This window comes from Spirosoma migulaei, from assembly GCF_054776855.1.
On the sequence record NZ_BAAHBG010000027.1, the window covers coordinates 266,314 to 292,816 of the forward strand.

21 protein-coding genes and 1 pseudogene are annotated in these 26,503 nt (G+C 48.4%); 10 read left to right on the forward strand and 12 right to left on the reverse strand.

Annotated elements, in window-relative coordinates:
- Window positions 1-5 precede the first annotated feature (5 nt).
- From ACYVGO_RS26020 to cobA, 5 genes are all read left to right on the forward strand, one after another.
- Window positions 6-1,181 (forward strand): efflux RND transporter periplasmic adaptor subunit, encoded by a 1,176-nt coding sequence (locus ACYVGO_RS26020; RefSeq protein WP_460971780.1) that lies wholly within the window; start codon window positions 6-8, stop codon window positions 1,179-1,181.
- Window positions 1,182-1,210: 29 nt separating this feature from the next.
- Window positions 1,211-1,945 (forward strand): ZIP family metal transporter, encoded by a 735-nt coding sequence (locus ACYVGO_RS26025; RefSeq protein WP_460971781.1) that lies wholly within the window; start codon window positions 1,211-1,213, stop codon window positions 1,943-1,945.
- A 125-nt stretch (window positions 1,946-2,070) separates the two neighbouring features.
- Window positions 2,071-4,116, forward strand: a complete 2,046-nt coding sequence (tkt, locus tag ACYVGO_RS26030; RefSeq protein ID WP_460971782.1) for a transketolase — start codon at window positions 2,071-2,073, stop codon at window positions 4,114-4,116.
- A 259-nt stretch (window positions 4,117-4,375) separates the two neighbouring features.
- The gene (locus tag ACYVGO_RS26035) at window positions 4,376-6,526 is read left to right on the forward strand and encodes a nitrite reductase (RefSeq protein ID WP_460971783.1); all 2,151 of its coding nucleotides are present in this window, start codon (window positions 4,376-4,378) and stop codon (window positions 6,524-6,526) included.
- A gap of 88 nt (window positions 6,527-6,614) precedes the next feature.
- A complete protein-coding gene (gene cobA / locus ACYVGO_RS26040; RefSeq protein ID WP_460971784.1) occupies window positions 6,615-7,367 on the forward strand; it encodes a uroporphyrinogen-III C-methyltransferase in 753 nt (250 codons plus the stop codon).
- Window positions 7,368-7,476: 109 nt separating this feature from the next.
- On the opposite strand, the gene hisS is transcribed toward cobA, so the two are convergent.
- Complete coding sequence (gene hisS / locus ACYVGO_RS26045) at window positions 7,477-8,841, reverse strand: histidine--tRNA ligase (RefSeq protein ID WP_460971785.1); 1,365 nt, start codon at window positions 8,839-8,841, stop codon at window positions 7,477-7,479.
- Window positions 8,842-9,063: 222 nt separating this feature from the next.
- On the opposite strand from hisS, the gene ACYVGO_RS26050 reads away from it, so the two are divergent.
- Window positions 9,064-9,219 carry a hypothetical protein gene (locus ACYVGO_RS26050; protein WP_168207803.1) on the forward strand — a complete coding sequence of 52 codons (156 nt, stop codon included), beginning with the start codon at window positions 9,064-9,066 and terminating at the stop codon, window positions 9,217-9,219.
- A gap of 23 nt (window positions 9,220-9,242) precedes the next feature.
- On the opposite strand, the gene ACYVGO_RS26055 is transcribed toward ACYVGO_RS26050, so the two are convergent.
- From ACYVGO_RS26055 to ACYVGO_RS26080, 6 genes are all read right to left on the reverse strand, one after another.
- Window positions 9,243-9,599, reverse strand: a complete 357-nt coding sequence (locus tag ACYVGO_RS26055; RefSeq protein WP_142773065.1) for a hypothetical protein — start codon at window positions 9,597-9,599, stop codon at window positions 9,243-9,245.
- 110 nt (window positions 9,600-9,709) lie between these two features.
- Window positions 9,710-10,717, reverse strand: a complete 1,008-nt coding sequence (locus tag ACYVGO_RS26060; RefSeq protein ID WP_460971786.1) for a glycosyltransferase — start codon at window positions 10,715-10,717, stop codon at window positions 9,710-9,712.
- Window positions 10,718-10,798: 81 nt separating this feature from the next.
- Window positions 10,799-12,094, reverse strand: a complete 1,296-nt coding sequence (gene hemL / locus ACYVGO_RS26065; protein WP_460971787.1) for a glutamate-1-semialdehyde 2,1-aminomutase — start codon at window positions 12,092-12,094, stop codon at window positions 10,799-10,801.
- A 92-nt stretch (window positions 12,095-12,186) separates the two neighbouring features.
- A complete protein-coding gene (locus ACYVGO_RS26070; RefSeq protein WP_460971788.1) occupies window positions 12,187-13,965 on the reverse strand; it encodes a tetratricopeptide repeat protein in 1,779 nt (592 codons plus the stop codon).
- A 110-nt stretch (window positions 13,966-14,075) separates the two neighbouring features.
- Window positions 14,076-15,929 (reverse strand): membrane protein insertase YidC, encoded by a 1,854-nt coding sequence (gene yidC / locus ACYVGO_RS26075; RefSeq protein ID WP_142773062.1) that lies wholly within the window; start codon window positions 15,927-15,929, stop codon window positions 14,076-14,078.
- 117 nt (window positions 15,930-16,046) lie between these two features.
- Window positions 16,047-17,744: a CTP synthase gene (locus ACYVGO_RS26080; protein WP_142773061.1), complete on the reverse strand. Its 1,698-nt coding sequence runs from the start codon at window positions 17,742-17,744 to the stop codon at window positions 16,047-16,049.
- 272 nt (window positions 17,745-18,016) lie between these two features.
- Here ACYVGO_RS26080 and ACYVGO_RS26085 point away from each other — a divergent pair, with 272 nt between their 5' ends.
- The 3 genes and pseudogenes from ACYVGO_RS26085 to ACYVGO_RS26095 all read left to right on the forward strand — a co-directional run bounded on the left by ACYVGO_RS26085 (window position 18,017) and on the right by ACYVGO_RS26095 (window position 19,007).
- On the forward strand, window positions 18,017-18,481 hold the full coding sequence (locus ACYVGO_RS26085; protein ID WP_460971789.1) for a GNAT family N-acetyltransferase: 465 nt from the start codon (window positions 18,017-18,019) through the stop codon (window positions 18,479-18,481).
- A 144-nt stretch (window positions 18,482-18,625) separates the two neighbouring features.
- Window positions 18,626-18,781: pseudogene (locus ACYVGO_RS26090) on the forward strand (DUF4160 domain-containing protein).
- The gene (locus ACYVGO_RS26095) at window positions 18,765-19,007 is read left to right on the forward strand and encodes a DUF2442 domain-containing protein (RefSeq protein ID WP_460971790.1); all 243 of its coding nucleotides are present in this window, start codon (window positions 18,765-18,767) and stop codon (window positions 19,005-19,007) included. Before ACYVGO_RS26090 ends, ACYVGO_RS26095 begins: the two are co-directional and overlap by 17 nt.
- Window positions 19,008-19,063: 56 nt before the next feature.
- Here the strand turns inward: ACYVGO_RS26095 and ACYVGO_RS26100 are convergent, their stop codons facing one another.
- From ACYVGO_RS26100 to lpxK, 5 genes are all read right to left on the reverse strand, one after another.
- Window positions 19,064-19,705: a gluconate 2-dehydrogenase subunit 3 family protein gene (locus ACYVGO_RS26100; RefSeq protein ID WP_142773058.1), complete on the reverse strand. Its 642-nt coding sequence runs from the start codon at window positions 19,703-19,705 to the stop codon at window positions 19,064-19,066.
- Entirely contained in the window at window positions 19,702-20,157 is a 456-nt protein-coding gene (locus ACYVGO_RS26105; protein ID WP_460971791.1) for a four helix bundle protein, read from the reverse strand. The genes ACYVGO_RS26100 and ACYVGO_RS26105 overlap by 4 nt, the downstream gene beginning before the upstream one ends.
- 43 nt (window positions 20,158-20,200) lie before the next feature.
- Window positions 20,201-21,949, reverse strand: coding sequence for a GMC oxidoreductase (locus ACYVGO_RS26110; protein WP_460971792.1), 1,749 nt, complete (start codon window positions 21,947-21,949; stop codon window positions 20,201-20,203).
- A 209-nt stretch (window positions 21,950-22,158) separates the two neighbouring features.
- The gene (locus tag ACYVGO_RS26115) at window positions 22,159-24,180 is read right to left on the reverse strand and encodes a putative porin (protein ID WP_460971793.1); all 2,022 of its coding nucleotides are present in this window, start codon (window positions 24,178-24,180) and stop codon (window positions 22,159-22,161) included.
- Between the two features lie 62 nt (window positions 24,181-24,242).
- Window positions 24,243-25,307 (reverse strand): tetraacyldisaccharide 4'-kinase, encoded by a 1,065-nt coding sequence (gene lpxK / locus ACYVGO_RS26120; protein ID WP_460971794.1) that lies wholly within the window; start codon window positions 25,305-25,307, stop codon window positions 24,243-24,245.
- An 83-nt stretch (window positions 25,308-25,390) separates the two neighbouring features.
- On the opposite strand from lpxK, the gene ACYVGO_RS26125 reads away from it, so the two are divergent.
- A complete protein-coding gene (locus ACYVGO_RS26125) occupies window positions 25,391-26,503 on the forward strand; it encodes an o-succinylbenzoate synthase (protein ID WP_460971795.1) in 1,113 nt (370 codons plus the stop codon).

The following is a 26,503-nucleotide window of genomic DNA, read 5'->3' on the forward strand; positions in this document are numbered from 1 at the left end:
TCCCCATGAAAACGACTCAAACGAAAAAACAGATAATTTTTGGGATATTTGTCGGACTAGCTGGTCTCTGGAGCTGTTCCTCCTCCGAAAAAAAGTCGGAAACGGCTCCCATATCGTCCAATCAATCTGCGTCTACGGTTACCATCAGTGCCGCCCAGTTTATTGAAACAGGTATTCAACTGGGTGGCCCGGATACCCTTACGTTGGGAGAAACGATCCAGGCAACGGGTAAGCTCGAAGCCCCACCCGATCAATGGGCTACAGTGAGTGCCCCCATGGGTGGCTTTGTCCGGTCAGCCCAATTGGTGGAAGGGGATTTTGTCCGCAAAGGCCAGGTACTGGCTGTATTGGAGCACCCCGATTACGTCAAATTACAACAGGAGTACCTGCAAGCCAAAGCCAAGAATCGTTTTGAACGCCAGGAACTTGACCGACAAACCGAGCTGGTTCGGGAGGAAGTGGGCGCACGACGGAAACTACAGCAATCGACGGCGGAGTTTGAAACAACTACGGCTTTGCTGTCTTCACTGGAGGCCCAACTATCTCAGCTGCATATTCCACTGGAAAGCCTTCGCAACGGAAAAATTAGCCGTACTATTCCGCTTCTGGCTCCCATTAGTGGGTACGTCGACAAAGTCAACCTACGCCTGGGCCAGTACGTGGGCACGACGGATGCACTCATCGAGATTGTTGGGAAAGAGCACCTCTACCTCGAACTGCGCGTTTTCGAGAATGATATCCGCCATGTTCGGGAGGGACAACTGGTGCGTTTCACCGTGCCCCAGCAACAAACCGGCAACATGCAGGCGAGAGTGATTCGGGTAGGCCAATCCTTTGACGCGCAAACCAAAACGGTACTGGTACATGCCGACTTAGTGGCGGGGAAACATGATCGACTTTTCGCTGGCTCGTATGTTCGCGCTACAATTCTGGCCGCTCCCCGGCAGGTGGTCGCCTTGCCCGAAGATGCGCTGATCAAAGAAGGCAACCGGGTGTTTGTTTACATTCGAAAGGCCAACAGTCCAGCAGGTACCTATCAATTTGGCATGCTTCCGGTCCGAGCTGGCATTACCCAAAATCATCGAACCGAAGTAGCCTTACCAGCCTCTATAGACCCATCCTCAATTGTGCGGCAAGGGGCTTATTTCATTAGTGCCGAACGGGCTAAGACAGCGGGGTAATTCTCAAGTTACTGACTAAATCAATCAACATGACACCAATTGTTCAACAAATTCTAGTTTACGCGCTTCTGCCTGCCCTTGGGCTTAGCCTGGGCGGATTAATAGCCGTTTATTTCCGGTTATCCATTAAGCTACAAAGTGCCGTACTTCATTTTGCAGCCGGGGTCATTTTCTCCGTTGTAGCCGTCGAGATTTTGCCCGAAGTGGTTCATTTACACCATCCTGTATTGACGGCCCTGGGGTTCGGGGCAGGCATCCTCCTGATGCTCCTGATCCGTCAATGGACGGAAGCAAAGGAAAACCAGAGCAAAAAGAAAGATACCGGCGGAAAATGGCCCATTACGTTCCTGATTGTTATTGGTATCGATGTGTTTGTCGATGGCTTACTGTTAGGCGTTGGCTTTGCCGCGGGCGCAAAACAGGGGAAATTACTGGCGTTTGCGCTGGGAATCGAAAGCCTGTCCCTTGGACTGGCCACAGCAACATCACTCGTCAAAAACAAGCTGACACGAGGCCGAATTAGTAGTCTGATTGTTGGCTTTGCCGCTTTATTTCTACTCAGCACGGGCCTAGGAGCCAACCTACTGCAAAATGTATCCGAACAAGTGCTGGATATGGTACTATCGGTGGGATTGGCAGCGTTGCTGTTTCTTGTTACCGATGAATTACTCACCGAAGCGCATATTGCCGAAGAGCCCGCCTGGTTAACCGCCACCTTTTATGCGGGGTTTCTCTTCTTTTTACTGCTGGGGATGGTTATGTAAGCTACGTTGGACCAATTCAGTAATTTTTTCAACCCTTCATGGCGATTCACGTGTTACTACCTAACAACCGGCCTGACAATCGGATATCCAATCAGGTCTATTGTTTACTAGCTGACTCGTTCGTTATGACTAAACATTCTGTTGACCTCGACCAACTTAGCGTGAACACCATCCGACTGCTATCGGTCGATGCCGTTCAAAAAGCAAATTCGGGACATCCTGGTTTACCGTTGGGAGCCGCTCCTATGGCGTATGTTCTCTGGTCGCGCTTTCTGCGATTTAACCCCAAAGACCCCAAATGGCCCAACCGGGATCGGTTTGTATTATCCGCAGGGCACGGGTCTGCCCTACTCTACAGCCTGTTGCACCTGTACGGATACGATCTTTCTCTGAATGACCTGAAACAGTTCCGGCAGCTCCATTCTAAGACACCCGGCCATCCAGAATCAAATCTGACGCCTGGGGTTGAAGTAACTACCGGCCCGTTGGGACAGGGTTTTGCCAATGGGGTTGGGATGGCAATGGCCGAAGCCTTTCTGGCCGCCACCTATAACCGAGATGGGCATACCCTCATGGATCATTACACGTATTCGATTGTTAGCGACGGTGATTTGATGGAGGGAATTGCCTCAGAAGCGGCTTCGCTGGCGGGTCACCTGAAATTAGGCAAGCTCATTTACCTCTACGATGATAACCTGATCTCGCTCGATGGCCCCACGAATCTGGCCTTTACCGAAGACCGGATGGCTCGGTTCGAGGCCTATGGCTGGCACACCCAGCATGTTAACGATGGCAACAATCTGGATGCAATTGAAGCCGCCATTCGATTAGCTCAGGCCGAAACCGAACGTCCGTCTATTATCGCCGTGCGCACGATCATTGGCTACGGTAGTCCGCAGGAAGGTACCAGTAAAGTGCACGGTAGCCCATTGGGGGAAGAGAATGTGCGAAAAACGAAGGAATTCTTCGGTTGGGACCCCGACAAGTCATTTGTCATACCGGAGGAAGTGAAACCCCACCTGCTCGAAGCCGGAAAACGCGGAGCCGATGTACAGGCCGACTGGAAAAAGCAGTTTGCCGCTTATAAGGACCAATTTCCCGATCAGGCCAACGACTTTAGCCGATCCTTTTCAGGCAAGCTCCCCGAAGACTGGGAAGCTGATTTACCTAAATTTACCCCGGCCGATGGCCCACTGGCCACCCGTCAGGCGTCTGGTAAAGCACTGGAGGCTTTGAAAAAGCGGGTTCCTTTCCTGTTTGGGGGATCTGCTGATCTGGCATCGTCTAATGACATGCCCACAAAAGGCGATGTTAGTTTCCAGCCGGGTCATTACGAAAACTCGAATATCTGGTTTGGCGTGCGCGAACACGCTATGGGCGCAGCTCTTAATGGAATGGCTCAACACGGTGGAATACACCCTTACGGCGGTACCTTCCTCAACTTTTCGGACTATATGCGGGGCGCTATCCGGCTGACTGCCCTTGCCGAATCGGCTGCAACGTTTGTGTTCACCCACGACAGCATCGGCTTAGGGGAAGACGGCCCCACGCACCAGCCCGTTGAGCAGTTCGTATCGTTACGCACCATTCCAAACGTAATTGTCCTTCGCCCGGCCGATGCCAACGAAACCGTTGAAGCCTGGCGCGTGGCCATGAAACAGCCTAAAACGCCTGTATTGCTGCTACTCTCCCGCCAGAAATTACCGGTGCTTGACCAGAGTAAATACGGTTCGGCACGGGGGCTTGAAAAAGGAGCCTATATCCTCAGTGAATGCGACGGAATACCCCAGCTCATTTTGATCGCCACAGGCTCGGAAGTATCGCTGGTACTGGAGGCTCAGACAGCGTTAAAAAAACTGGGTATTCGGGCTCGGGTTGTCAGTATGCCTTCCTGGGAGTTATTTGAGCAACAGGACAAGACCTATCAGCATCAGGTGCTACCCCCTGCTATCCGCAAACGATTGGCGGTAGAAATGGGCTCCCCCATTGGCTGGCACAAATACGTTACCGACGAGGGGACGACCATCAGCATGAATCGCTTTGGTCTTTCCGGACCCGGCGAAGAGGTCATGGCTTACTTTGGTTTTACGGTCGAAAACGTTGTCAACCAGGCAAAAGCGGTGCTGAAAGGCCAACCAGAGGGTATAGAGAAGAAAGAGGTACTGTCCTGAACAAGTTACTGCGTTAAGGCTAAAGGTTAATATCGGTTTAGGGTTAACGCAGTAAAACGGATCGATGAAGCGGCCGGTGTTCCGTTATAAATAACACATTTCTATAACCGTTCTTTATCGTCCATAACCAGAAGTTGGGCACCCCCAGAACTTTATGCCGGTCGAATGGCTTTATATTTGTACATAAACGAATACGCCGGGCTGTTCCGGCGTTTCGTTTTAATAAGCTAGACTATTAAATCTATAGACAATATACCTTATGTCTATTCAGCTCACTGACAATGTAAGTACAGCCGCCCGTCGCGACATTCTCGATCTGGCTCAGAAAATCGGTTCGTTTCAGCAAGGGGATATCGCCGATGAAGCGTTCCGGAAATTCCGTCTGACACGGGGTGTATATGGCCAGCGGCAACCAGGGGTACAAATGATTCGGATCAAGCTCCCCCACGGACGCATCACGGCCGATCAACTGGTTCGTATTGCTGACTTATCGGACAAGTATGCAACGGGCAACCTCCACGCTACTACCCGCCAGGATATCCAGCTGCACTTTGTCAAATTGGCCGATTCGCCCCAACTCTGGGCTGATCTGGAAGATGCGGGCATTACCCTGAAAGAAGCCTGTGGCAACACCGTCCGGAACGTAACCGGTTCGGCACGGGCGGGTGTTGATCCACTAGAGCCGTTTGATATTACCCCCTACGCTCACGCTATATTCGATTATTTCCTGCGTAATCCAATTTGCCAGGATATGGGTCGTAAGTTTAAAATTTCGCTTTCATCCAGCGAGAAAGACTCTGCTTATGGCTATATGCACGATGTTGGGCTAGTTGCCCGCACGCAGAATAGCCAGCGGGGATTCAAAGTGATGCTGGGTGGTGGTCTGGGCGCTCAGCCTTTTTCGGCACAAACCGCATTTGAGTTTCTGGAAGAAGACCGGGTTATTCCGTTTATTGAAGGTGTCATTCGCGTATTCGACCGCTATGGCGAGCGCCAAAAGCGGCATAAAGCCCGGATGAAGTACCTGCTCAATGACATTGGGCTAGAGGAACTGCTCCGTCGGATTGCCGACGAAACACCCGCTTTACGCGTTAAATCGTATGAAGTCGGCGAGACATCCGGCAATTCGCTCTTTGCAACACCACCAGCCGCTCGTCCGGATGCTCCGGCTCCGAATGTCCTTAGTGGGAACGAAGGTTTTGAGCGCTGGCTGAAAACCAACGTTTTCGAACAGAAGCAGGCGGGCTGGTATGCCGTTCAACTCCGGGTGTTACTGGGTGATATGCATTCCGATACAGCCCGTGCTCTGGCACAAATTGTAAACCAGTATGCAGCCGATGATATTCGGGTGACGGTCAATCAAGGGTACTTACTTCGTTTTGTGAAGCCTGAGGATTTACCTGCTATTTATGAAGCCTTGAATGCACTGGGATTAGCTGACCCTGGTTTCGATACCACCGCTGATATTACCACCTGCCCCGGTACGGACACCTGCAATCTGGCCATTTCGAGCAGTTACGGGATTACACGGGCACTGGAAACCATGATGCACGACGAATTCCCGGATCTGGTATTCAACGACGATATCAAAATCAAGATTTCGGGCTGCATGAATGGCTGTGGACAGCACTCGGTGGCCAACATTGGCTATCACGGCTCATCACTCAAAAATGGGGCTTACGTGCTTCCTGCGCTACAAGTGCTGCTTGGGGGCGGCTTTAACGGAAAAGGCGAAGGATTGATTGCCGACAAAGTCATTAAAATCCCGGCTAAACGAGGTCCCGATTCGTTGCGCTATTTACTGCGTGACTTCGAAGCGAATTCATTCGATGGCGAGTACTATAGTGATTACTACGCCCGTCAGGGGAAAAACTACTTTTACCAGTTACTGAAACCACTGGCCGACCTCAAAACTCTCATCGACAGTGATTATATCGATTGGGACCATACGGAACAGTACGTAACGGAGGTTGGTATTGGTGAGTGCGCCAGCGTACTGATCGACCTGGTGGCTACAACCCTGACAGAAGCCAGCGAAAAACTGGGCTGGGCACGGGAAGCCCTTGCGGAAAGTCGCTGGTCCGATGCCTTATACCATACATACAACGTATTTATAACAGGCGCTCGAGCTGCCTTGATGAGCCGGGACATACCCACTAATACGCAACATGGCATAGTTAGCGATTTCGATAAAACCTTTGTTGGTAAACCGGATTTCCACCAGGCAGAGGGCGAGTTTAAAGCACTGGTGTTCAGTATAAACAAACAGGAGCCGTCGGAAGAGTTTGCCCGTCGATTCATTGCCCAGGCCGAAGCATTCCTGCAAACCGTTCAAGCCAACCGCGAAGCTCAGATCGAGCAGGAAGGTTTACCCGAACTACAGGAATTAACCCAGGCGCAGGACAGTTAATTTTCAATGAGTGAATGAGCGAATGAGTGAATAAGCTTCGCGTTAGCAACTCACTCAATCGCCCATTCACTCATTCATCATTGAAATCATGAAACTTACTCTTGTAGGAGCGGGTCCGGGAGATGCGGATCTGATAACGGTAAAGGGAATCAAGGCGTTACAACAGGCCGATGTGGTTATGTATGATGCACTGGTTCACCCGGATTTACTCGACTATTGCCGTCCCGACACCCTGAAAGTTTACGTAGGCAAACGCCGGGGCGCCTATTCGTGCGTTCAGGAAGACATTAATCCCTTGATCGTACACTACGCGCAACAATACGGGCATGTAGTGCGGCTGAAGGGTGGTGATTCATTCGTATTTGGGCGTGGTTATGAGGAAGTTGATTACGCTCGTCAGCACGGGATCGACACGCATGTAGTGCCCGGTTTGTCGAGTAGCTATGCGGTACCTGCCGCAGCAGGAATACCCCTCACCACGCGAGGTCTCTCTGAAAGTTTCTGGGTAGTAACGGGTACCACTAAAGAAGGGCAACTGTCAGCCGATCTTACCTTGGCAGCTCAATCGTCGGCAACGGTTGTGATACTGATGGGCATGCACAAACTGGCAGAAATTATGGCCGTTTTTGCGAATTGTGGTAAAACCGATACGCCCGTTGCCATCATTCAGAATGGAACCCTACCCGAACAGCAGCTTGTGATTGGCAATGTAGAAACCATCAACGAGAAAGTGGCAGAGTCTGGGATCAGTAATCCCGCAATCATTGTCATCGGCGAAGTAGCCGCACTTCCACAAATGGACCTCCAAACGGTTCTTAGCGCGGCTAAAGTAGGCCTGTAAGTGAACCCCATTTCTAGTTTGTCATATCCCGTTCGACCCCATTCGGGGTCGTATGTCTATAGTAAAAAGATACCTCTATAAACATACGACCCCGAATGGGGTCGAACGGTTACTGCACGACTTGCACAATTTCATCGGGGGTCACTTTCGTCTGCTCGCCGGTTAGCATATTCTTTATCGAAAGGATGCCTGTCTGCACTTCTTCCGAGCCAATCAGCACCACATACGGGATAGCTTTGGCATTGGCATAGTCCATCATCTTTTTCACTTTCGCCAGGTCAGGATACACCTCCGAGACAACATTGGCAGCGCGGAGTTTACTCAATAAAGGCAAGGCAACTCCGCGAGCTTCCAAATCAAAGGGGATAATAAGCACCTGGGTTCCCTGACCAGCATTTGCCGGAAACAGATTCAGTTCTTCCATCACGTCATAAATCCGGTCTACACCAAACGAGATACCCACGCCCGATAATCCCGGCATACCGAAGGCGCCTGTCAGGTTGTCGTAACGCCCCCCCCCACTAACACTTCCAATCGATACGCCGTTAGCTTTTACCTCAAAAATGGCTCCGGTATAGTACGAAAGCCCACGGGCCAGTGTCGGATCTAATTCTACACGGCTGTCTGCTAAGCCGTATTGACTGACTAATTCAAGTGTTTCTTTAAGTTCGGTAATTCCCTGGCAAGCCGTTTCGGATGAAACAAGCCATGTTTGGAGTTGATTCACTACCTGATATACCTCCTGATTCATAAACCCAAACAGTGGATCAAGGTTAACAATGGCCTCCTCTGTAAAACCTCGTTCCCGAAGCTCATCCAGTACTTTCTCCTTACCGATCTTATCCAGTTTATCAATAGCCACAGATAATAACCCCTCCTGGCCGGGTGCTCCTATTACCTCAGCGATACCCGCCAGAACTTTCCGGTTGTTTAACTTCAGCGTGAAATCCTGAATATTGAGATTTCTAAATACCTCGTGGATCATGAGAATGATTTCGGCCTCACAAATCAATGAATCAGTACCAACTACATCGGCATCGCACTGGTAAAATTCCCGGTAGCGCCCTTTCTGTGGTCGGTCGGCACGCCAAACGGGTTGCATCTGATAACGCTTGAAAGGCATGGTCAGGTTATTCCGGTTCATCACCACGTAGCGGGCGAAGGGAACCGTCAGGTCATAACGCAGGCCTTTTTCGGAAATTTTAGGGGTTAGTTTTTTAGACCCCGACGCCAGATCGAGTTCAGTAAGCGTAGCGGCAAAATCGCCGGAATTGAGGATTTTGAATAATAACTGATCCCCTTCATCACCGTATTTTCCTGTTAGGGTTGACAGGTTTTCCATGGATGGGGTTTCGAGGGGCTGGAAGCCAAACCGTTGGAATGTCTTGCGAATGGTATCGAATATAAATAGCCGTTTGCGCATTTGCTCCGGACCAAAGTCACGGGTGCCTTTTGGTAAGCTTGGTTTTTGCATGCTGCAAAATTAAGAGACAGGAGTACAGGATTTGCAGAAATCAAAAAGGTTTATGGACAGGATTACAGGATTTTTAGCCCATCCAACTTCCCTTAATCCTGTCAAATCATTTCTTTTAACTGGCATGGTAGTATAAAAATCCTGTTAATCCTGTCAATCCTGTCAGAAAAAACCGTATTTTTGCACCTTGATTTTGAACCGATACGTTAAAAACATACAATCATGGGAGTAACAGAACTAAAGCGTAAGGCTCGCCGGAACCGCGCTATTGCCAACAATAAAGTAAATGCGATCAAGCAATTGCTGCGTAAGCCAACGATCAAGAACGTAGATATTGACGCCATCAAGGCATCGTTTGCAGAAAAGAAAGCTGCTTAAGTTTTTTCAATGACTTGTTTCAGTCATTTAACCTCGCCCTTAGTAGGCGAGGTTTTGCGTTTCTGGAGAATCCGGGTCAGTTCGCGATCCCGCTTTTTAAGCTCCCGGCGCACAAACCGGCGATAGTCCAACTGAGCCCGGTAGCGAACCGCCTGCCCAAATAATAATAGTCCACTGTTAATCAGGATCAGGCTATACGCACCCCATAGAAACCATTGCCGAAACGGAGCTCCCGAATGGTTTGCCTCAGCTGCTACACTCAACACACACAGTCCCGCACTAAACAACAACAAACCCAGAGGAGCTATAATCAGTCCCTTCGTTCGGGTGCTCATACGTTTCACTAATCGTTGGCCGGGTGGTTTAGCAAGCTTGGTCATAGAAATGCGTCGTTCAGCGGAATTTGGTAGATAACGTTCAACAGGCCAATTTCGTTACGATTGGTGAAGGGTTGGCCTAAATATAAACGAAAATGGTCTATTGATCCTTTTCAGGATGGGTACTCAATACTAGCCCCTGTTTCGCGAAACTGTTTCGGTTCCCAAAATCGTTTCCAGCCTTCACTTAAAAACCCTACCCCATAACCTGTTAATTGGACAAAGGCTGCCTCGACACTCAGTAAACCAACTTGTAAACTTTTTTCTTTTCGGGTAGCATCAATAAAAATGAGGATTGCCAATACGATAAGTACACTCAAGGCAAGCCCGAAGAGTACGGGACTTATTAAGGCCCAGACCGGTACGGTGGCTAAAAACAGCGTGAATAAAGCCGGAAAGGTATGAACGAGCTTTAGTTCGCTGGGATAATACCGGGAGATGTTAATCCGGGCGCGACCAAAAAAACGAAGCTGCCGAAAAAACTGACCAAAACTTGTTCGACGTTTGTGATAAATAAAAGCGTCCTGGATTAAGCCGGTTTTGAATCCGTTCTCGATAATGCGGATCGCAAATTCAATGTCCTCCCCCATCCGGCTCAGCTTATACCCACCGATCGTTTCCCAGACCTTTCTCGATAAGCCCATATTGAAACTTCTTGGGTGATAGGTACCGCCCAGATTTTTGCCACTGCCCCGAATGCCTCCTGTTGTAAAAGGTGAAGTCATGGAGTAACTAATGGCTTTCTGAATAGGCGTAAACTCAGGATGGGCCGCATCAGGACCGCCATAAGCATCTAACCAGGAGCTCGTAAGCTGTTCGTTGACAACCTGGAAGTAGTGATCAGGAATGAGCGCGTCTGAATCGAAAATAACGAAATAATCACCCTTAGCCTGCTTAAAACCGTAGTTTCGGGTGAACCCCTGTCCTGAGTTCTCTTTAAAAAAATACCGGATAGTAAGCTGGTTTTCGAACTCCGTTACGACTCCATCTGCTTTTAATTTAGAGCCGTCCTCAACAACAATAACTTCAAAACTGGTGTAGGTCTGTTTTGTCAGACTACTCAGCAACTCGCGAAGTTCGTCGGGGCGATTGAAGATGGGGATGATAATGGAGAAGAACATAATAATGCATACTATAGAATGAATACTGTAAAATGGGTAATACCCCTGCAAGGCTATCACCAACTGTCCATCTTACAGTATTCAGTCTACAGTATGCATTACTTCCAATAAACTTTCGTCATTCGCCTGAATTACTTGCTCTACTAACTCATCCGTTAAGGCTACCGACAAGAACAGGCTTTCGAACTGCGAGGGTGCCAGGTAAACACCCCGCTTGAGCATGGCGTGAAAATACCGCCCAAACAAGGGTATGTCGCAGGTCTTGGCATCTGTAAAGTTCGATACGGGCTGCTCCGTCATGAACAGCGTGAACATAGAGCCCAGATGATTGATCGTATAATTCAGCCCGATTTTCAGTAGACTAGCCTTGAAACCGGAGGTTAGCTTCTCGCCAATTTCCTCCAGGCGCGTATAAACTTCGGGATGTTCATTCAGGTGGTGCAACATCGCTAATCCGGCCGACATCGCAATTGGATTGCCTGACAGGGTTCCGGCCTGATAGACGGGTCCAGCGGGAGATACCATATTCATGATATCAGCACGACCACCGTAAGCGCCGACAGGCATCCCGCCACCGATGATTTTCCCCATAGTGGTCAGGTCCGGAATAATACCAAATCGTTCCTGTGCTCCGCCCTTTGCTAATCGGAAGCCGGTCATGACTTCGTCGAAAATCAGAACAACACCATGCTTGTCGCAGAGCGAACGAATTCCTTCCAGAAAACCGGGTTCGGGCAATACGCAGCCCATATTGCCTACCACAGGCTCCAGAATAACAGCCGCCACCTGGTTATGGTTATTATCCAGCAACGCTTCTACAGCCGCCAGATCATTGAACGGTGCAGTCAGTGTATCGGCAGCCGTAGCTTTTGTAACACCGGGGCTATCCGGGATGCCCATCGTCATGGCACCACTTCCGGCAGCGATCAAAAATGAGTCGCCGTGGCCATGGTAGCAGCCTTCAAACTTGATGATCTTGTCCCGATTGGTAAACCCACGCGCTACCCGAATGGCAGCCATGGTAGCCTCTGTACCGGAGTTGACCATCCGTACCTTCTCCACGGAAGGAACCATTGTCGTAATCAATTCGGCCATCTCGACTTCCTTGCGCGTCGGAGCCCCAAATGAAAACGAATGTTGGATGGCATCCCGAACAGCTTTTTCTACGGGCTCGAAGGCGTGCCCTAAAATCATGGGGCCCCAGGAATTGATCAGTTCAATATATTGGCGACCATCTTCATCATAGAGATAAGGCCCTTTGGCCGACTTGATAAAAAGTGGTGTACCGCCTACCGCCCGGAAAGCCCGCACCGGCGAGTTTACTCCGCCAGGAATCAGCGTTTTAGCTTTTTCGAATAACTGTTCGCTCGTTGTCATTTTTGTGGAGTGAGTGGACTGGGTGGAGTAAGTGTACTGAGTGGGATAGGGCTATACTTACTCTACTCATTACACCTATTTCACTTACTCCACTAATTAATTTTAACCAACCGCCCATCTTCGTATTTTACGATTGGTACGATTTGGTTTTCATTCGTTTGTGTATAGTCAAAACCCGACAGTAAATAATCGTCTGTATCAGAGTGCAGATTGCTTCGATTCCGGGCCTGGAGTCCATTTTTCGCCAATTGCCGCCCAAAGAAAAGCATCATGTCATAGCCTTCACTGGCAAAAACGGATGGTATCGTATTCCGTTTGGCTACGTATTGCTCCTGAAAAGAGATGACCGGCTCACGTGAGGTATCTATGAAATCGGGATAAAGTAAATACAAATCCTTCCGATTGAAGGTTGATGTTGAATTTCGATAAAAATCAAAGGCCGATGCCGTGGTAATGAGTGGCCCCATCACATGCCGTCGACTGAGGGCATCGATCATCCGTGCGCCATCTTCTTCGTTACTACTGGCAAAAAACACATGGCCAACATTGATTGTAGCCGTCGTAGCAGCCGGACGCGTCGTAGTGGGTTTTCCCGTTAGTTGCATGGCATCGGCCATGGCCTGTGCTGTACCACTTACTTTCCGAAAATCAATTACGGTATAATTCTGCTGTTTGAGTTCATTCTGATAGGTCATTGCCAGCAATGAATCTTTACGGGATGTCCCAAAATAAATGGCCGCCCGGCGGCTCCCATTCAGGCTACGAGTATAGTCGGCCACTTTTTTTGCCTGCTGATTCATCGACGGTTGTGCCAGAAAGGACATGGGTTGATTCGCCACCAACTCGCTACTCGTCGCAATGGGGTTCAGCAGCAGGATATTATTTTGATTGGCATAGGCCGAAGCAATCCGATTCGGTTCTATATAAAGCGGCCCGATAATCAGATCTGTTTGCGCAAAGGCAGGGCTATTAACTAATTCCAGCGTTTTGTTGGCGTCATTATCAAGATCGTAGGCAAACACATTAACCGTGATCCCTTCCTCCTGCAACTTGGCTTTGGCCATCTTGATCCCATCGTACAGGTCATACACATACTGATTGGCACGGGCTCGTTTTTCAGCATTGAACTCATCGAGCCGGAACGGAAACATCACCGCAATGTTATAATAGCCTTTTGGGCGTGAATTACGGGTGGGCGATGTAACTGGCTGACTGGTCTGATTTGGTGTACCTATAACCGTTGATGTGGAGGATTGGGTAGCTGTTACGCCCGGAACGCCAAACCGATTGGTTAGTCGGTCAGACAGTTCCAGATCATCTTTGTCGCTAGCGGTTCGTTGGATCAGGTCAATCAGGGCAAGCCCAATAATTCGATCATTCGGGAAATTTCTGTTTAGTTGTTTTAGGCTTGTTAGATCAGTAATTCTGGGTATAAAATTCTGTTCCAGTTTCGTAACGTCTGGGCGAAGTGCAGGATCACTTATTTGCTGAATAGTCGTTAGTGCCTCTTCATATTGACCCATTTCCATGGAAACAGCAGCAAGCAAATAATAGGCATCGTTTACTTTACGCCAGTCTGGAAATTGGTCCATTAACTGTTTAAGCATCAGCCGGGATTGAGCAAAATTTCGCTGACGAAATGCGGCAATAGCATAATAATAACTGGCATAGGGGGCCAGAGGTCCCCGTTGCTGAATCAGTACATTCAGATCCGTTTTTGCCCGCTCATAATCGCCTGATCGCAGCAGGCTAACCGCAGCATTGTAGCGTTTCTGAACCTCAGGTGCTATCTGAGCCGTAGTTGTGTGCCCCTGTAGCAAGCAGAACAGACAAACAACCATCAGCTTATACCAACACGATTTACCGTTCATGTTTTTTGGGTTAATGCAAAAAAATAATGAGTTAAGCATGTAGCGTGAAGAGTGAAGAATAATCTATCATGTCTATTCTTACTCTTCACGCTACATGCTTAACTCTCCACTTACTTCTTGGACTTTGCTTTCCGTTGTGCTTCGTCAGCCTGTTTGCGGGCTTCTTCAGCAGCCGCCAGTTGTTTTTGCAGAAGCGCCTGGAATCCACCGGGTTTCTTACCCTGACCAGCGGCATTTTTCCGCCGATTTTCGTCCAGTACCGCTTTTATTTTGTCCTCATCAACAAACCGGCGAATGAGTTGCTGTTGGGTGATGGTCACTACGTTCGACACGAAGTAATAGAATGTTAAACCAGCCGGATACGAGTTCAGGACGAACATAAACATCAGCGGGAATACATAGCTCAGCGCTTTCATATTCACCGGACCCGGTTGCGTTGGCGTCGTTTGGTTGTTGTAGTAAGCGTACGCGATGGAAGATGCCGTCATCAACACCGTGAACAAGCTCAAATGACTACCCACAAACGGAATGGCGGGAAACTTAATGAACGCATCGTAGGTAGACAGGTCACTTGCCCACAAAAATGATTTCTGCCGCAATTCAATGAGGTTTGGGAAGAGCATAAACAGGGCAAACAGAATTGGCATCGTAGCCAGCACCGGAACGCATCCACTCAGCGGGCTTACCCCTACCTCCTGGTATAGCTTCATTTGCTCAGCCTGCTGCTTGGCCATATCATCGCCAACGCGTTCCTTCATCTCATTCAACTCCGGTTGCAGCACCCGCATTTTAGCCATACTAACGTATGACTTATAGGTTAAGGGGGTTAGAATCAATTTTACAAACACCACCAGGGCAATGATTAGCAACCCGTAATTCGAAATAAACTTTTCGAAGTAGTTAAAGACTGGTACAAAGAAATACTTGTTAATGGGTTTCAGTACAGAATAGCCTAAATACACGTTCCGATCAAATTCCGGGGCTACGCTTCCCAGCAACTGAAAGTCATTCGGACCGTAAAAGAGTTTGTACTGCCCTTTACCCGCTTTAACATCAGCCATCGAAAGACTTACATCTGCAATGGCGGTTTTCACAACACTGCTGTCTGTTGGATCAACAAGCGCTTTAAAGTTAGCCTTGGTTAATGGAGCATTCTTAGCCACAAATCCCGCCAGGAAATACTTGTGTTTGACCGTAAACCACTGTACGGGCTCCTCAACAGTAACTTCCTGATTACTTTCGCCTTCGGTCAGGTTTTGAAAGTTCTCATCGGCAGTAAGGTAATTGATCGTGGCAGCCCGACGGTTGTTGCTCAGGTCGTTTTCATACTGCCGCATCTTGTCTTCCCAAAAGAACCGGATGTTGTCGTTAGTGACAGCATTACCCAGACCATTTAGTTTCAGACCATAGTCCAGCACATAACCCTCGGCGGGTATAGTGTACACTTGCTCAACCGACTGCCCTGGCGCAACTTCCGCCCGGAATGTAATTTGCTGTGGCTGGCCGCTAACCGTGCTGTTTTGAGCCGTTGTCTGGTAATACAGTTTGTGCAAATCGACTTTACCCCGATTAGTGGGCAATTCCAGTAATGACTTGCTGCTTTGCTCGTCGATGAGCACCAATGGTTTCTGATCGTAGGTCTTGTAGTTTTTCAATACAACCTCCTTCACGCGTCCACCCTGCGTACTAAACGTTACTTTAATATCTTTATTCTCAATGATAATATCGCGGGCCTCACCCGTGGCGGCAGCGGCAAAATCACCAAACTGAGCTTTAGCAGCAGCGGAATCCAGCGGTTGCTCTGCCTTGGCAATAGCGGCCTCCGCCCCGGAGGCTGACTTCGGTTTCGTGGTTTGTGTTATTTGGGCCGGCTGTTTTTCGGGCGCGGGTTTCGGTACCAGTAGCTGATAGCCGACCAGCATCGCCAGAATCAGGACAATGCCAATTATTTGATTACGATCCATTTTTATAGTTTGATGTTTGATGTACGATGTTTGATGTTGTAGCTCCCGGAGAAACAACAAACGTCAAACATCAGACGTCAAACTGAATTTCGTGCAAAATTACAGCAATCTAGCTGCTTAATCAACCGCATCGACAGTTTCTACATGGGCGGTTGTTGTAGATGCGGGTTCGGCACGTTTTTGCTGACTATAGGCCAGCGCGGCCTTTACAAATTTCACAAAGAGCGGATGCGGATTTAACACCGTGCTTTTAAGCTCTGGGTGAAACTGCACGCCTACATACCAAGGGTGGACTTCCTTAGGTAGCTCAACCACTTCAACTAAGCCCGTTTCCGGGTTAATACCGGTTGGGCGGAGTCCTGCTTTTTCAAAAGCGGCTAAGTAATCATTATTGAATTCATACCGATGGCGATGGCGTTCACTAATCTGCGTCTTGCCATAGATATGGTGTGCCAGCGAATCGCGTTTAAGTTTACAGGCATAGGCCCCTAACCGCATCGTTCCGCCTTTGTCGGTAATGCTTTTCTGCTCTTCCATCATACTAATGACCGGATTAGCCGTGTGGGGCTCCATTTCGGTGGAGTGGGCGTCTTCGATACCCATCACGTTCCGGGCATATTCAATCACCGCCATCTGCATGCCTAAACAGATACCCAGGAATGGAATACCCTGTTCGCGGACGTAACGCACTGCATTGATTTTTCCATCAATACCACGCTCCCCAAAACCAGGCGCAACCAGCACCGCATCCAGTTGACTCAGTACCTCAGAGCAGTGGTGTTCATCCACCAGAGTTTCCGATTGAATCCACTCCAACTGCACTTTACACTCGTTGGTAGCGCCTGCATGAATGAACGACTCCGCAATCGACTTATAGGCATCGTGAAGCTCAACATATTTCCCCACCAACCCAATACGGACAACATCGCCAGGGTTCTTGAGTCGCCCCAAAAACGCTTTCCAGACGTCCAGATCAGCATCTTTGTCGTTGTAGAGATCCAGCATATACAACGCCCGCTGGTCGAGTCGCTCCTTTTGCATGAGCAAGGGTACGTCGTAGATCGTCTCTGCATCAATCGCTTCGATCACAGAACTCACCTGAACGTTACAGAACTGTGCAATTTTCCGACGAATATCCTGCGGCAAGGGGTGTTCGGTTCGGCAGGCAATGATATCAGGTTGCACGCCATTTTCGAGCAACATCCGGACCGAGTGCTGCGTGGGTTTCGTTTTCAGTTCACCCGCCGATTGCAGATAAGGCACCAGTGTAAGGTGAATAACAAGGGTATCTTTTTCCCCTAGCTCAAACTTCAACTGCCGAACAGCTTCGACAAACGGCAGCGATTCGATATCGCCCACGCAACCACCAATTTCGGTAATCACGATGTCGTACTCACCCGTCTCGCCCAGAAGCCGGATATTCCGTTTGATTTCGTCGGTGATATGCGGCACAACCTGTACCGTTTTACCCAGGAAATCGCCCCGGCGTTCGCGGGTGATGACGTTGTTGTAGATCCGCCCGGTGGTGATGTTGTTGGCCTGCGAGGTTGGTCGATTCAGGAACCGCTCGTAGTGCCCCAGATCGAGGTCGGTTTCAGCGCCGTCGTCGGTGACGTAGCATTCGCCGTGTTCGTACGGATTGAGGGTGCCGGGGTCAATGTTGATATACGGATCGAATTTCTGGATCGTTACCGTAAGCCCCCTGGATTGAAGCAATTTAGCCAGCGAAGAAGCAATAATGCCCTTGCCTAATGATGAAGTTACTCCGCCAGTAACAAAAATATATTTCGCGGATTTTGGTCCCGTAGCCGCCATGATTGAAACCTGTTTAGGTCGTTACGGGATGTAAAGGTAAGAGAAATTTAGGAGGAAAGGGAGGATGACAGAAGGAAAAGTTGGTAGGTTTGCGCTAATCAATTGGCCATCAGCCGGCTGTTCACTAAATCTTTATGTTGTCGCTTCTTTTTCCCTTTATCTTTACATCATCCAGACAATAGGCGTCAAGTAATTGCGCAAATTATTAACCACAGAGACACAGAGGCCACGGAGATCAACCATTGTTTTACCTCTGCCCCCCCCTCCTGATTATGGATCAAAAACTTACCTTTCGCTTAGCCACCGAGAACGATCTGCTTACGGTCATTCAACTACTCGCCGACGACGCCTTGGGTGCCTTGCGGGAAAACATAGAACTGCCTCTTTCAGAGAACTATACCAACGCATTTTCCCGCATCTCAAACGATTTTAATCAAGAGTTAACCGTTGCTGAAATCAATGGCGAAATCGTTGGCACGTTCCATCTATCGTTTATCCAATATCTCACTCATCAGGGCGGATTGCGAGCGCAGATTGAAGCTGTTCGCGTGCATTCAGCCCATCGTGGCACGGGAATCGGAACCCGGCTTTTTAGCTATGCCATTAACCGGGCTACAGAAAAAGGCTGCCATATGATCCAATTGACAACGGATAAGAAACGACCCAGAGCTATTCAATTCTATGAAACGCTGGGTTTCGTAGCCACACACGAAGGCATGAAACTTAGATTAGCATAGCAATAAGTAAGCAAATAATATAATAAAGTACAATTAAGAAAATATTAATTTGTAACAAAAACCTTAATGCCTACCGTACTCCGCATCGATGGATTTTGATTCTTCTTTTACAGTAAAGAAGGGAATGAGCCACCCCATATACACATCGAGCAAGGTGATGATGTTGCTAAATTCTAGCTCGAACCTGTTGAATTGGAATCTTCTTATGGCTTTACAGCGAAAGAAATAAATCAAATCCGTAAATTAGTAGTAGAACATCAAGTAACGCTCCTGCAAGCCTGGCATGACTACTTTAACTAAAAATCCAGAAACCGTTTTCGCTACCGATGTGTGGTTTGAAGATAGTAAACTATATGTCCGCCTAACGGATGGTCGAGAGGTTGGTGTACCTATTGATTGGTATCCCCGCTTACGAGACGCTTCCGAAGTAGATCTCAACAATTGGCGATTTATAGGCCGAGGGCAAGGTATTCATTGGGAAGCTCTTGATGAAGATTTATCGGTAGCAAGTTTCTTACGATTCTAATTGTCACAAAAAAAGGCCCTGAGGAGTTTCTCAGGGCCTTTTTTTATTGTAAGTTGTTATTCCTTCCAGGCATCAATCTCACGTTGTTCATACGCAAGACCATATTGCTTCAGGACATCGTCTGGCACACCGTTCCACTGATTGGGGACGTTACCCACATAGCCGAGATCTTTAATACCGATCTGACTGGTATAAAAGCCGGATGCCGTCATGTTACGCATCATCGAGAAGAACGAAGCGCCCTGCGTCATGTCGGGAGTGGCTTTGCTCGGGTAGGCAATCTGGTCAACCATGTCGATCTGCTGCGCTTTGGTGCATAGCACAAACTGCTTGCCATAGCGTTTCACGCAGGTGTTATCCAGCCATTTAATACCACCCCGCATAGGCGTCTGGTTGCGGGGCTGGTCTTTCATCATAAACTCGATGAAAGCCGGAACACCCGCCTGCGAGGCACTCCCCGACCGCTCATCGGCAGGAATGATGATATCGCACAGAACGGTAACGGTTTGTAGTTCGTGGGGGGTAAAGAATTTTTCGGCATGAAGCTTGGCATCACGCTCAGCTTCATGCTTCTGCCGACCACCCGGAATTTTCAGGGGTTTCGGGTCTGGTGGCTCAGGAACGTTGGCTTCGACAGGATTAACAGCTAAACCAAAGCTGGCGAGCGATAGCGTTTTTAAGGAATCTCTGCGTTTCATAAACCTTCGGGTTTGAGGTTTGTAGTTTGTAGTTCGAGGTTATAGTCCGGTAAATCTTCAGAAACGATGTACTTATTCCCCTTATAAGTGGAACGGTTCAAATACGCAATCAAATTTGTTATCATTCGACTAACTTCTTCGGCCTGAGCATACAGACTGTCGAACGTGGTCTGGGTAATATATGATTGATCCAATGCCCGATACAGTTGTGATCTTACTTCTCCAGCAGATCCCTTAGCCATACCCAGAAACTGAATAAACTCACCTTTTCCTCCACGCTCAAAACCTTCTGTTATATTATCCATGGCTGACCCACTGGCGCGACGTATCTGGCCTTTAAGATCAAAATCTTTGGCAAATGGTCCTTGCGAAGTAATTAAGTATACTTCTTTTGAGACCAAACGAGCTTTTTGCCAAGCCTTCAATTCTTCAAAACGCTGTAAAGTTGCCATGTACTTATAACATCAGACCTCGAACTACAAACTTCAAACTGATTTATATATTTTTCTTTTTGACTTCATCGATCAGATACTCACTTGTACGCATGGAGCTGGCCAGAATTGTCCAGGTTACATTTTTGTCACCCTGCGACACGAACGGGGCCGCATCAACGACAAACAGGTTTTTCACATCGTGAGCCTGCTGCCATTTGTTCAGAGCGGATTTTTGTGGATCGTTACCCATCCGAACCGTACCGACTTCGTGAATGATTTTTCCAGGCGCTTCCAGACCGTAATTATTCTCAGCACCTGGCTTATTACCCAACGGAACACCCCCCATCGAATGAATGATTTCTTCGAAGGTGTCCTGCATGTGTTTGGCCTGCTTTATCTCATTCTCCGACCATTTGTAATGGAAACGCAGGGTTGGAATACCGTACTTATCCACGCTGTTCGGGTCAATTTCACAATAGTTGCTTTCGAGCGGAATCGGTTCTCCACGACCAGCCATACCAATATAAGCCCCATAGAACCGACGGTAATCATCTTTCAGACCTGCGCCATAGCCACCGCCAGTCTTCATCTTACCATCCCGACCGGGGAACCGGCCGTTCATGTTCTCAATGCCACCACCAAAGCCGTAGCCAGGCATACCCATGCCACCACCGTACTCGATGTGATAGCCGCGTGGGAAATCCAGTTTCTTGTTATCAAGCCACCAGGGCGTAAATACGTGCATACCACCTACGCCATCTTCATTGTAGCGTTTGCGATCCATCAGAGCCGGAACAAACCCTGAACGACTAGCGCCGGTCGAGTCATTCAGGTATTTGCCGATTACGCCACTGCTATTGGCCAGTCCAGTCGGGAAACGGGATGATTTAGAGTTCAGTAAAAGCCGGGCTGTTTCGCAGGTACTGGCACTCAGGATAACCGACTTTGCTTTAATCGTAACCTCCTCAAGCGTACGGGTATCCACATAACTTACGCCTGTTGCCAGACCCGTTTTGGGGTCGGTCAACACTTCACGGGCCATAGCTCCGTTGATAAGGGTTACGTTACCGGTTTTAACCGCAGGAATACAAAGTACCGACGACGACGAGAAGTCGGCATACGCCTGACAGGCACGTCCGCATTGGCTACAATAGAAGCAAGAGCCACGGTCTTTATTGATGGGTTTGGTCAGGATGCTCAGTCGCGATGGAATAACCGGAACCCCAATACTCTTCGCCCCTTTCCGAAGCATCAGTTCATGCAGGCGGGGTTTGGGCGGTGGCAGGAAGTGGCCGTTCGGTTCATTTGGAAAATCAGTCTCTATCGAACCAAATACCCCAATCATCTTGTCAACCCGGTCATAAAATGGCTTCAGGTCGTCGTACGTGATTGGCCAGTCGTCGCCTATTCCGGTAAGTGAACGACGGCGGAAATCATCCGGGCCGAAGCGCATAGAAATACGTCCCCAGTGGTTGGTTCGTCCGCCCAGCATCCGGGACCGGAACCAATAGAATTCGGTACCCTGTTTGGCAGAGTACGGCTCACCTTCAATATCCCAACCACCCCAGGCAGCGTCAAAATCACCGAACGCACGCGTTGTACTCGCGCCACGCCGGGGTGACTCCCAAGGCCATTTCAATTGGGTAATGTATTTGGGATCAGCCGGGTCAAAATAACCACCCGCTTCTAACAACGCGACTTTCGCACCAGCTTTCGCCAGCGTATAAGCCGCCATGCCACCCCCAGCCCCTGAGCCAACGATGACTACATCAAATTGGGTGGGTGCTTTTTGAATCTGAAATGGATCCATGCAGAATTTATAAAGAATTATTGGTTTTGCTGAGACAAGTAACCTGATTATGCTAGTAAAAGCAACTGGAGATTAAAATTACCCTAAAGTAGTACGAAGAACCCGATATTTCGGACTAGTACCCGGCCAATTTAGATTGTTTTTAGGTAGCAACGTCGCCTATACAAGTATAAGCCATCTGTCAGAAGAACCCAAATCGTGATGTAGTTCTAGTCGAACAAGTACCAGTCGACGCCAAACGAGAAACCCCGGCGCATTTGCAGGAAACCAGGCGATACAAAATAGCCCGCCTGTGGCAAGCCCTGATTGGCATGGGTAAGCTTTACAAACAATCTCGTTCGGTTGATGCGCAGATTGGCATATAGATCGGCCAGTATGGCCCCTTCAACCTTCTCCGTGTTCTGAAGATAAAACTGCTGCGTGACCGGCATATAGGCATCGGCAAAATAAGACGACTTATAATGTAAATCAATGCCGGTTTGAATATACAGGACTTTGGCATATAGAAATTCATACTGGATACGGGTATTCATAAAAAATGGCGGTATCCGGAGCACATCCGACCTTGATTGAACCGTATAATACCCCTGTCCAGATACCAGAAATTTACCTAGTTGAAAATGATAGCCTAGTCCGGTTCGAAGCACACTGAACGAGCCATCGACCTGCTGAGGTGTGGCTTTGTCGTCAAAGTAAATATAATTCGATAACAGGTAGTAATCTAGACTCGGTTCAATTCGAAGCTGTCTGTAACGAAGGTTCAGCTTGCCATAGGCATGGTTAAAAATTGGCAATCTGAAATCGTTCCGCCAGAAAAAAACCATGCTCTGATACCGCTCCTGCATCAACGTGGGATTTGTGGAGATTGACGAATAACCAGCCGTTAGAAATTTACTCTCAAGCTCTCCCTTGAGCCGATATAGGAGGTTTCCCTTGGTATTCGTGCCAAATTCAGCTTCAGCCGTCAGGCGTGATAAACTATCCGGGAAATAATAACCAAGCCATCCTCCCACAAACGTTTCGAGCCGGGAAGTTGAATAATCATTAAACGATGTGCGCGACTCGTTATAATGAGTAGTTTGGTTATAACTCCGAATGCGGAGATAGGCACGGTAGTTAAACGAAGAGCCTTTGTATTGAGCATTCCCTTTTATACCAAACTGATTCTCCAATAATCGGTATCGGGTTAATTGAAAAATGCGCGACGTATCGCCCAAAATAGTGGGGTAAAAACGAATAGCTGCCGAGCCATCAATTGGCGTAACCGACTGATTTAGACGGAGGGTATCATCCTGATAAAAATTCTTATGGGTCTGGTAATCAAACCGATGGTACAGTTGAAAGCCTTTATCCAGTACATATTGGTGATAAACGTGCCAGTCATTCCGGATTTCCCAGCCATGTGGTCCCTGCACCGTTGAGCTGCCACTTCGTAAGCGTGAATCTCCCGTATAATTATAAACGATAGGCGTAGTTCCATCAGCCTCCAGTCCTGGCAGTACACCACCCTGTTCATCGAGACTGTGGTTCATGTTGTTAAAATGAGCCAGCAGAGTGTATTTGTCGTTTTTCGAACGATAGTTTGTATGTAATAATAGTCCCCAATTCTGAGCCAGGAGTTTGTAGGGGTCGTTTGTTCCGCTGGTGCCAAATAGTTTCTGCGATGTAAATCGCTGTACATCAAAGCCTACATTCCATCGGGGATTAATATTCTGCGACATATCGAAGCGCAGAATATTCTGGCTGTTTCCGCCCAGGGCAATATACATATCGGTGTAGGGCGATTTTGTATTGAAGTACTTGACGTCCTTTGTCTGGTAGGCGTAGGGATTAAATACGTAGTAGCCCGATTGGGCGCCTAATTGTTGGGGAACCTGTAAAAATACGGGGCGTATGGGCGTGCCCAGTGTACCCAAATCCTGGTATAAATTCTGGCTTCGCTGCACATAAGTAAACCGATGCACCTCGTCCATGGTAGTATCTAAGGTGTACAGTTTCTGACGATTATTTAAAATATCATCCTCCAGCACGAAGCGTGTTGATTTCGGGCCATAGATAACTTTCGTCGAGTCATCAATGATCCCTGTCCCTTTATTCCCTGTCGTGGAAGCAGGCATTGTCTGCCGCCCACCAAAACTTCCAGGAAACCCACCCGGCATTTGGCCCGTTTGCGCCAAACTTCTGAGCACCAGGCCCAGCATTAAAAATAAAACTAGAAGACTCCGATTCATTAGGTCAAAAGTACGTCAAAACGCGGGACAGCCGAAAATTTGCCTGAACACACGATCAGTATTTAACGATTTTTAAGGGCGTTTGCGTCCAGAAATTGAGTAAACTCTGTTTCCTGTCCAGCGAGAAACTGAACAGCAACTGGCAGATAAAAGAGCGGCAGGGTGGACCGTTCTTCCGGGCTGAGCAGGGCATCAAGTTTCACCCAGTCTTTTTCGGTGGTCAACAGGACTGTTTCAGCCGGTAAATCCGCCAAAAGTACGTCAAGATCGGACCTTGTATAGGCATAATGATCAGCAAATCGGTAATGGCTACGTAGGCCAAATGTTTGCCGAACATACTGTTCAAGTGGGTCAGCATTGGCCAGCCCCGATACCAGCACAACTGGATTAAGATCTGTAGCCACTTGATGGGTTGCCAATGTCATGGGTGAACTATAGCTCAGTCCGGCAAAAAAGATAGGAACTCCCGGGGACGTATAACGTCGAATCCGTCTGGCAATTCGTTCCTGCTCTGTTGCCCACAAATTCATTGGGCATTTTGTAACAACCACAACATCGGCCCGACGAGCTCCTTTCCGTCGCTCACGTAGTCGTCCGGCAGGAAAAGCATAGTCATCGTAAAAAGGGCGGTTGTAATCCATCAACAGAATGCTCAAATGCGGCCGAACGGCCCGGTGCTGGAAGGCATCGTCGAGCAGGATACGTTTTGTTTCGGGATGAAGCCTCAGAAGTGACAGAATGGCATCGACCCGTCGTTCGCCCACACAAACCCGAACTTGAGTGCCAAACTTCCGGTAAAGTTGAAGTGGTTCGTCGCCAATTGTTTCGGCCGAATCGGTACCTGTTGCGATCCGAAACCCGTTGGTTTGTCGGCCATACCCTCGACTCAAGGTAGCCGTCTCTTCCACTCCGTTTACAGCGGAAAAGACATACCGTTTAATCAAAAATTCGATCATAGGTGTTTTTCCTGTGCCCCCTACGGTCAAATTACCAACGCTAATGGAGTAGACAGAAGGTCGATATGATTTCAATAAGTGACTATTAAAGAGCCAATTACGAATATCAACAACTAGTCCATAGAGTCCACTGAGTGGCAAGAGTAGCCATTTAACTACCAAACGTTTCATTAATATTTTCGTAATATTGCCCGGTTGAGCAGCCAAAAGTAGTACTTTTAGGACTGGGATTTCCCGTCCTCGCCATCCTTACAATGAGTTTAAAAGCCGACTTCCTACCATATACGTTGCATTTTCGCTTCGAAGCGGGTACGTCGCGCGGAACCCTTACGAAAAAAAAATCCTACATTATCCGGCTCTTCGACGACGAGAATCCATCCATTGTCGGCTACGGTGAATGTGGTCCTCTGGTAGGACTAAGCTATGACGATCGGCCTGATTTTGATGAACGACTTCAGCAATACTGCCTGGAATTCAACGAATTAGATCTTCAATTATTTAGCTGGAATATTCCGATAGTACTCAACCAAGTGATCAGCCCACAGTTTCCAAGCATATTATTCGGCTTTGAAACGGCCATGCTTGATTTTCTGGCTGGTGGTCAGCGTATTATCCGGGCCTCTGATTTTACGACGGGTCAACGGGCGTTACCCATCAATGGACTGGTCTGGATGGGTAGTCCGGCTTTTATGCGCCAGCAAATCGAGGAGAAATTGCAGGCAGGTTATACAACCCTAAAATTAAAAATTGGCGCACTCGACTTTGAGCAGGAATGTGACTTGCTGGCCATGATTCGGGATCGCTTTACGTCCGACCAGATTACGCTTCGGGTCGATGCGAATGGTGCCTTTAAACCTGATGAAGCATTAGTCAAGCTCGAACGGTTGGCAACTTACGATTTGCATTCGATTGAGCAACCTATCCGTGCGGGCCAGCCTGATCTACTGGCCGATCTTTGCCGCCACACACCCATACCCATAGCGCTGGATGAGGAACTCATTGGCCAGATGGAGTACGTCCATAAATTCAGGTTGCTGAAAAAAATCCAGCCGCAGTTTATTATCCTGAAACCAACGTTACTGGGTGGATTACGCCACTGTGATGAGTGGATTGAACTGGCTGGACGATTGAATATTGGCTGGTGGATTACCTCAGCACTCGAGTCGAACATTGGACTGAATGCCATTGCTCAATACACAGCCCAATTCAAGCATCTACTGCCACAAGGGTTAGGCACAGGTCAGTTGTACTATAACAATATCGATAGTCCGCTGTTTACCTCGAACGGATTTCTGCATTATGATTCGACCAAGCCCTGGAACTTCGACCCGCTTACGGTTGATCAGTCTGGCGCTGAACTTTCTTAA

Bases quoted from the DNA above. Each gene is read 5' to 3' on its own strand.
- ACYVGO_RS26020 (WP_460971780.1), top strand. From the start codon at position 6: ATGAAAACGACTCAAACGAAAAAACAGATAATTTTTGGGATATTTGTC.
- ACYVGO_RS26025 (WP_460971781.1), top strand. From the start codon at position 1,211: ATGACACCAATTGTTCAACAAATTCTAGTTTACGCGCTTCTGCCTGCC.
- tkt (WP_460971782.1), top strand. From the start codon at position 2,071: ATGACTAAACATTCTGTTGACCTCGACCAACTTAGCGTGAACACCATC.
- ACYVGO_RS26035 (WP_460971783.1), top strand. From the start codon at position 4,376: ATGTCTATTCAGCTCACTGACAATGTAAGTACAGCCGCCCGTCGCGAC.
- cobA (WP_460971784.1), top strand. From the start codon at position 6,615: ATGAAACTTACTCTTGTAGGAGCGGGTCCGGGAGATGCGGATCTGATA.
- hisS (WP_460971785.1), bottom strand. From the start codon at position 8,841: ATGCAAAAACCAAGCTTACCAAAAGGCACCCGTGACTTTGGTCCGGAG.
- ACYVGO_RS26050 (WP_168207803.1), top strand. From the start codon at position 9,064: ATGGGAGTAACAGAACTAAAGCGTAAGGCTCGCCGGAACCGCGCTATT.
- ACYVGO_RS26055 (WP_142773065.1), bottom strand. From the start codon at position 9,599: ATGACCAAGCTTGCTAAACCACCCGGCCAACGATTAGTGAAACGTATG.
- ACYVGO_RS26060 (WP_460971786.1), bottom strand. From the start codon at position 10,717: ATGTTCTTCTCCATTATCATCCCCATCTTCAATCGCCCCGACGAACTT.
- hemL (WP_460971787.1), bottom strand. From the start codon at position 12,094: ATGACAACGAGCGAACAGTTATTCGAAAAAGCTAAAACGCTGATTCCT.
- ACYVGO_RS26070 (WP_460971788.1), bottom strand. From the start codon at position 13,965: ATGAACGGTAAATCGTGTTGGTATAAGCTGATGGTTGTTTGTCTGTTC.
- yidC (WP_142773062.1), bottom strand. From the start codon at position 15,929: ATGGATCGTAATCAAATAATTGGCATTGTCCTGATTCTGGCGATGCTG.
- ACYVGO_RS26080 (WP_142773061.1), bottom strand. From the start codon at position 17,744: ATGGCGGCTACGGGACCAAAATCCGCGAAATATATTTTTGTTACTGGC.
- ACYVGO_RS26085 (WP_460971789.1), top strand. From the start codon at position 18,017: ATGGATCAAAAACTTACCTTTCGCTTAGCCACCGAGAACGATCTGCTT.
- ACYVGO_RS26095 (WP_460971790.1), top strand. From the start codon at position 18,765: ATGACTACTTTAACTAAAAATCCAGAAACCGTTTTCGCTACCGATGTG.
- ACYVGO_RS26100 (WP_142773058.1), bottom strand. From the start codon at position 19,705: ATGAAACGCAGAGATTCCTTAAAAACGCTATCGCTCGCCAGCTTTGGT.
- ACYVGO_RS26105 (WP_460971791.1), bottom strand. From the start codon at position 20,157: ATGGCAACTTTACAGCGTTTTGAAGAATTGAAGGCTTGGCAAAAAGCT.
- ACYVGO_RS26110 (WP_460971792.1), bottom strand. From the start codon at position 21,949: ATGGATCCATTTCAGATTCAAAAAGCACCCACCCAATTTGATGTAGTC.
- ACYVGO_RS26115 (WP_460971793.1), bottom strand. From the start codon at position 24,180: ATGAATCGGAGTCTTCTAGTTTTATTTTTAATGCTGGGCCTGGTGCTC.
- lpxK (WP_460971794.1), bottom strand. From the start codon at position 25,307: ATGAAACGTTTGGTAGTTAAATGGCTACTCTTGCCACTCAGTGGACTC.
- ACYVGO_RS26125 (WP_460971795.1), top strand. From the start codon at position 25,391: ATGAGTTTAAAAGCCGACTTCCTACCATATACGTTGCATTTTCGCTTC.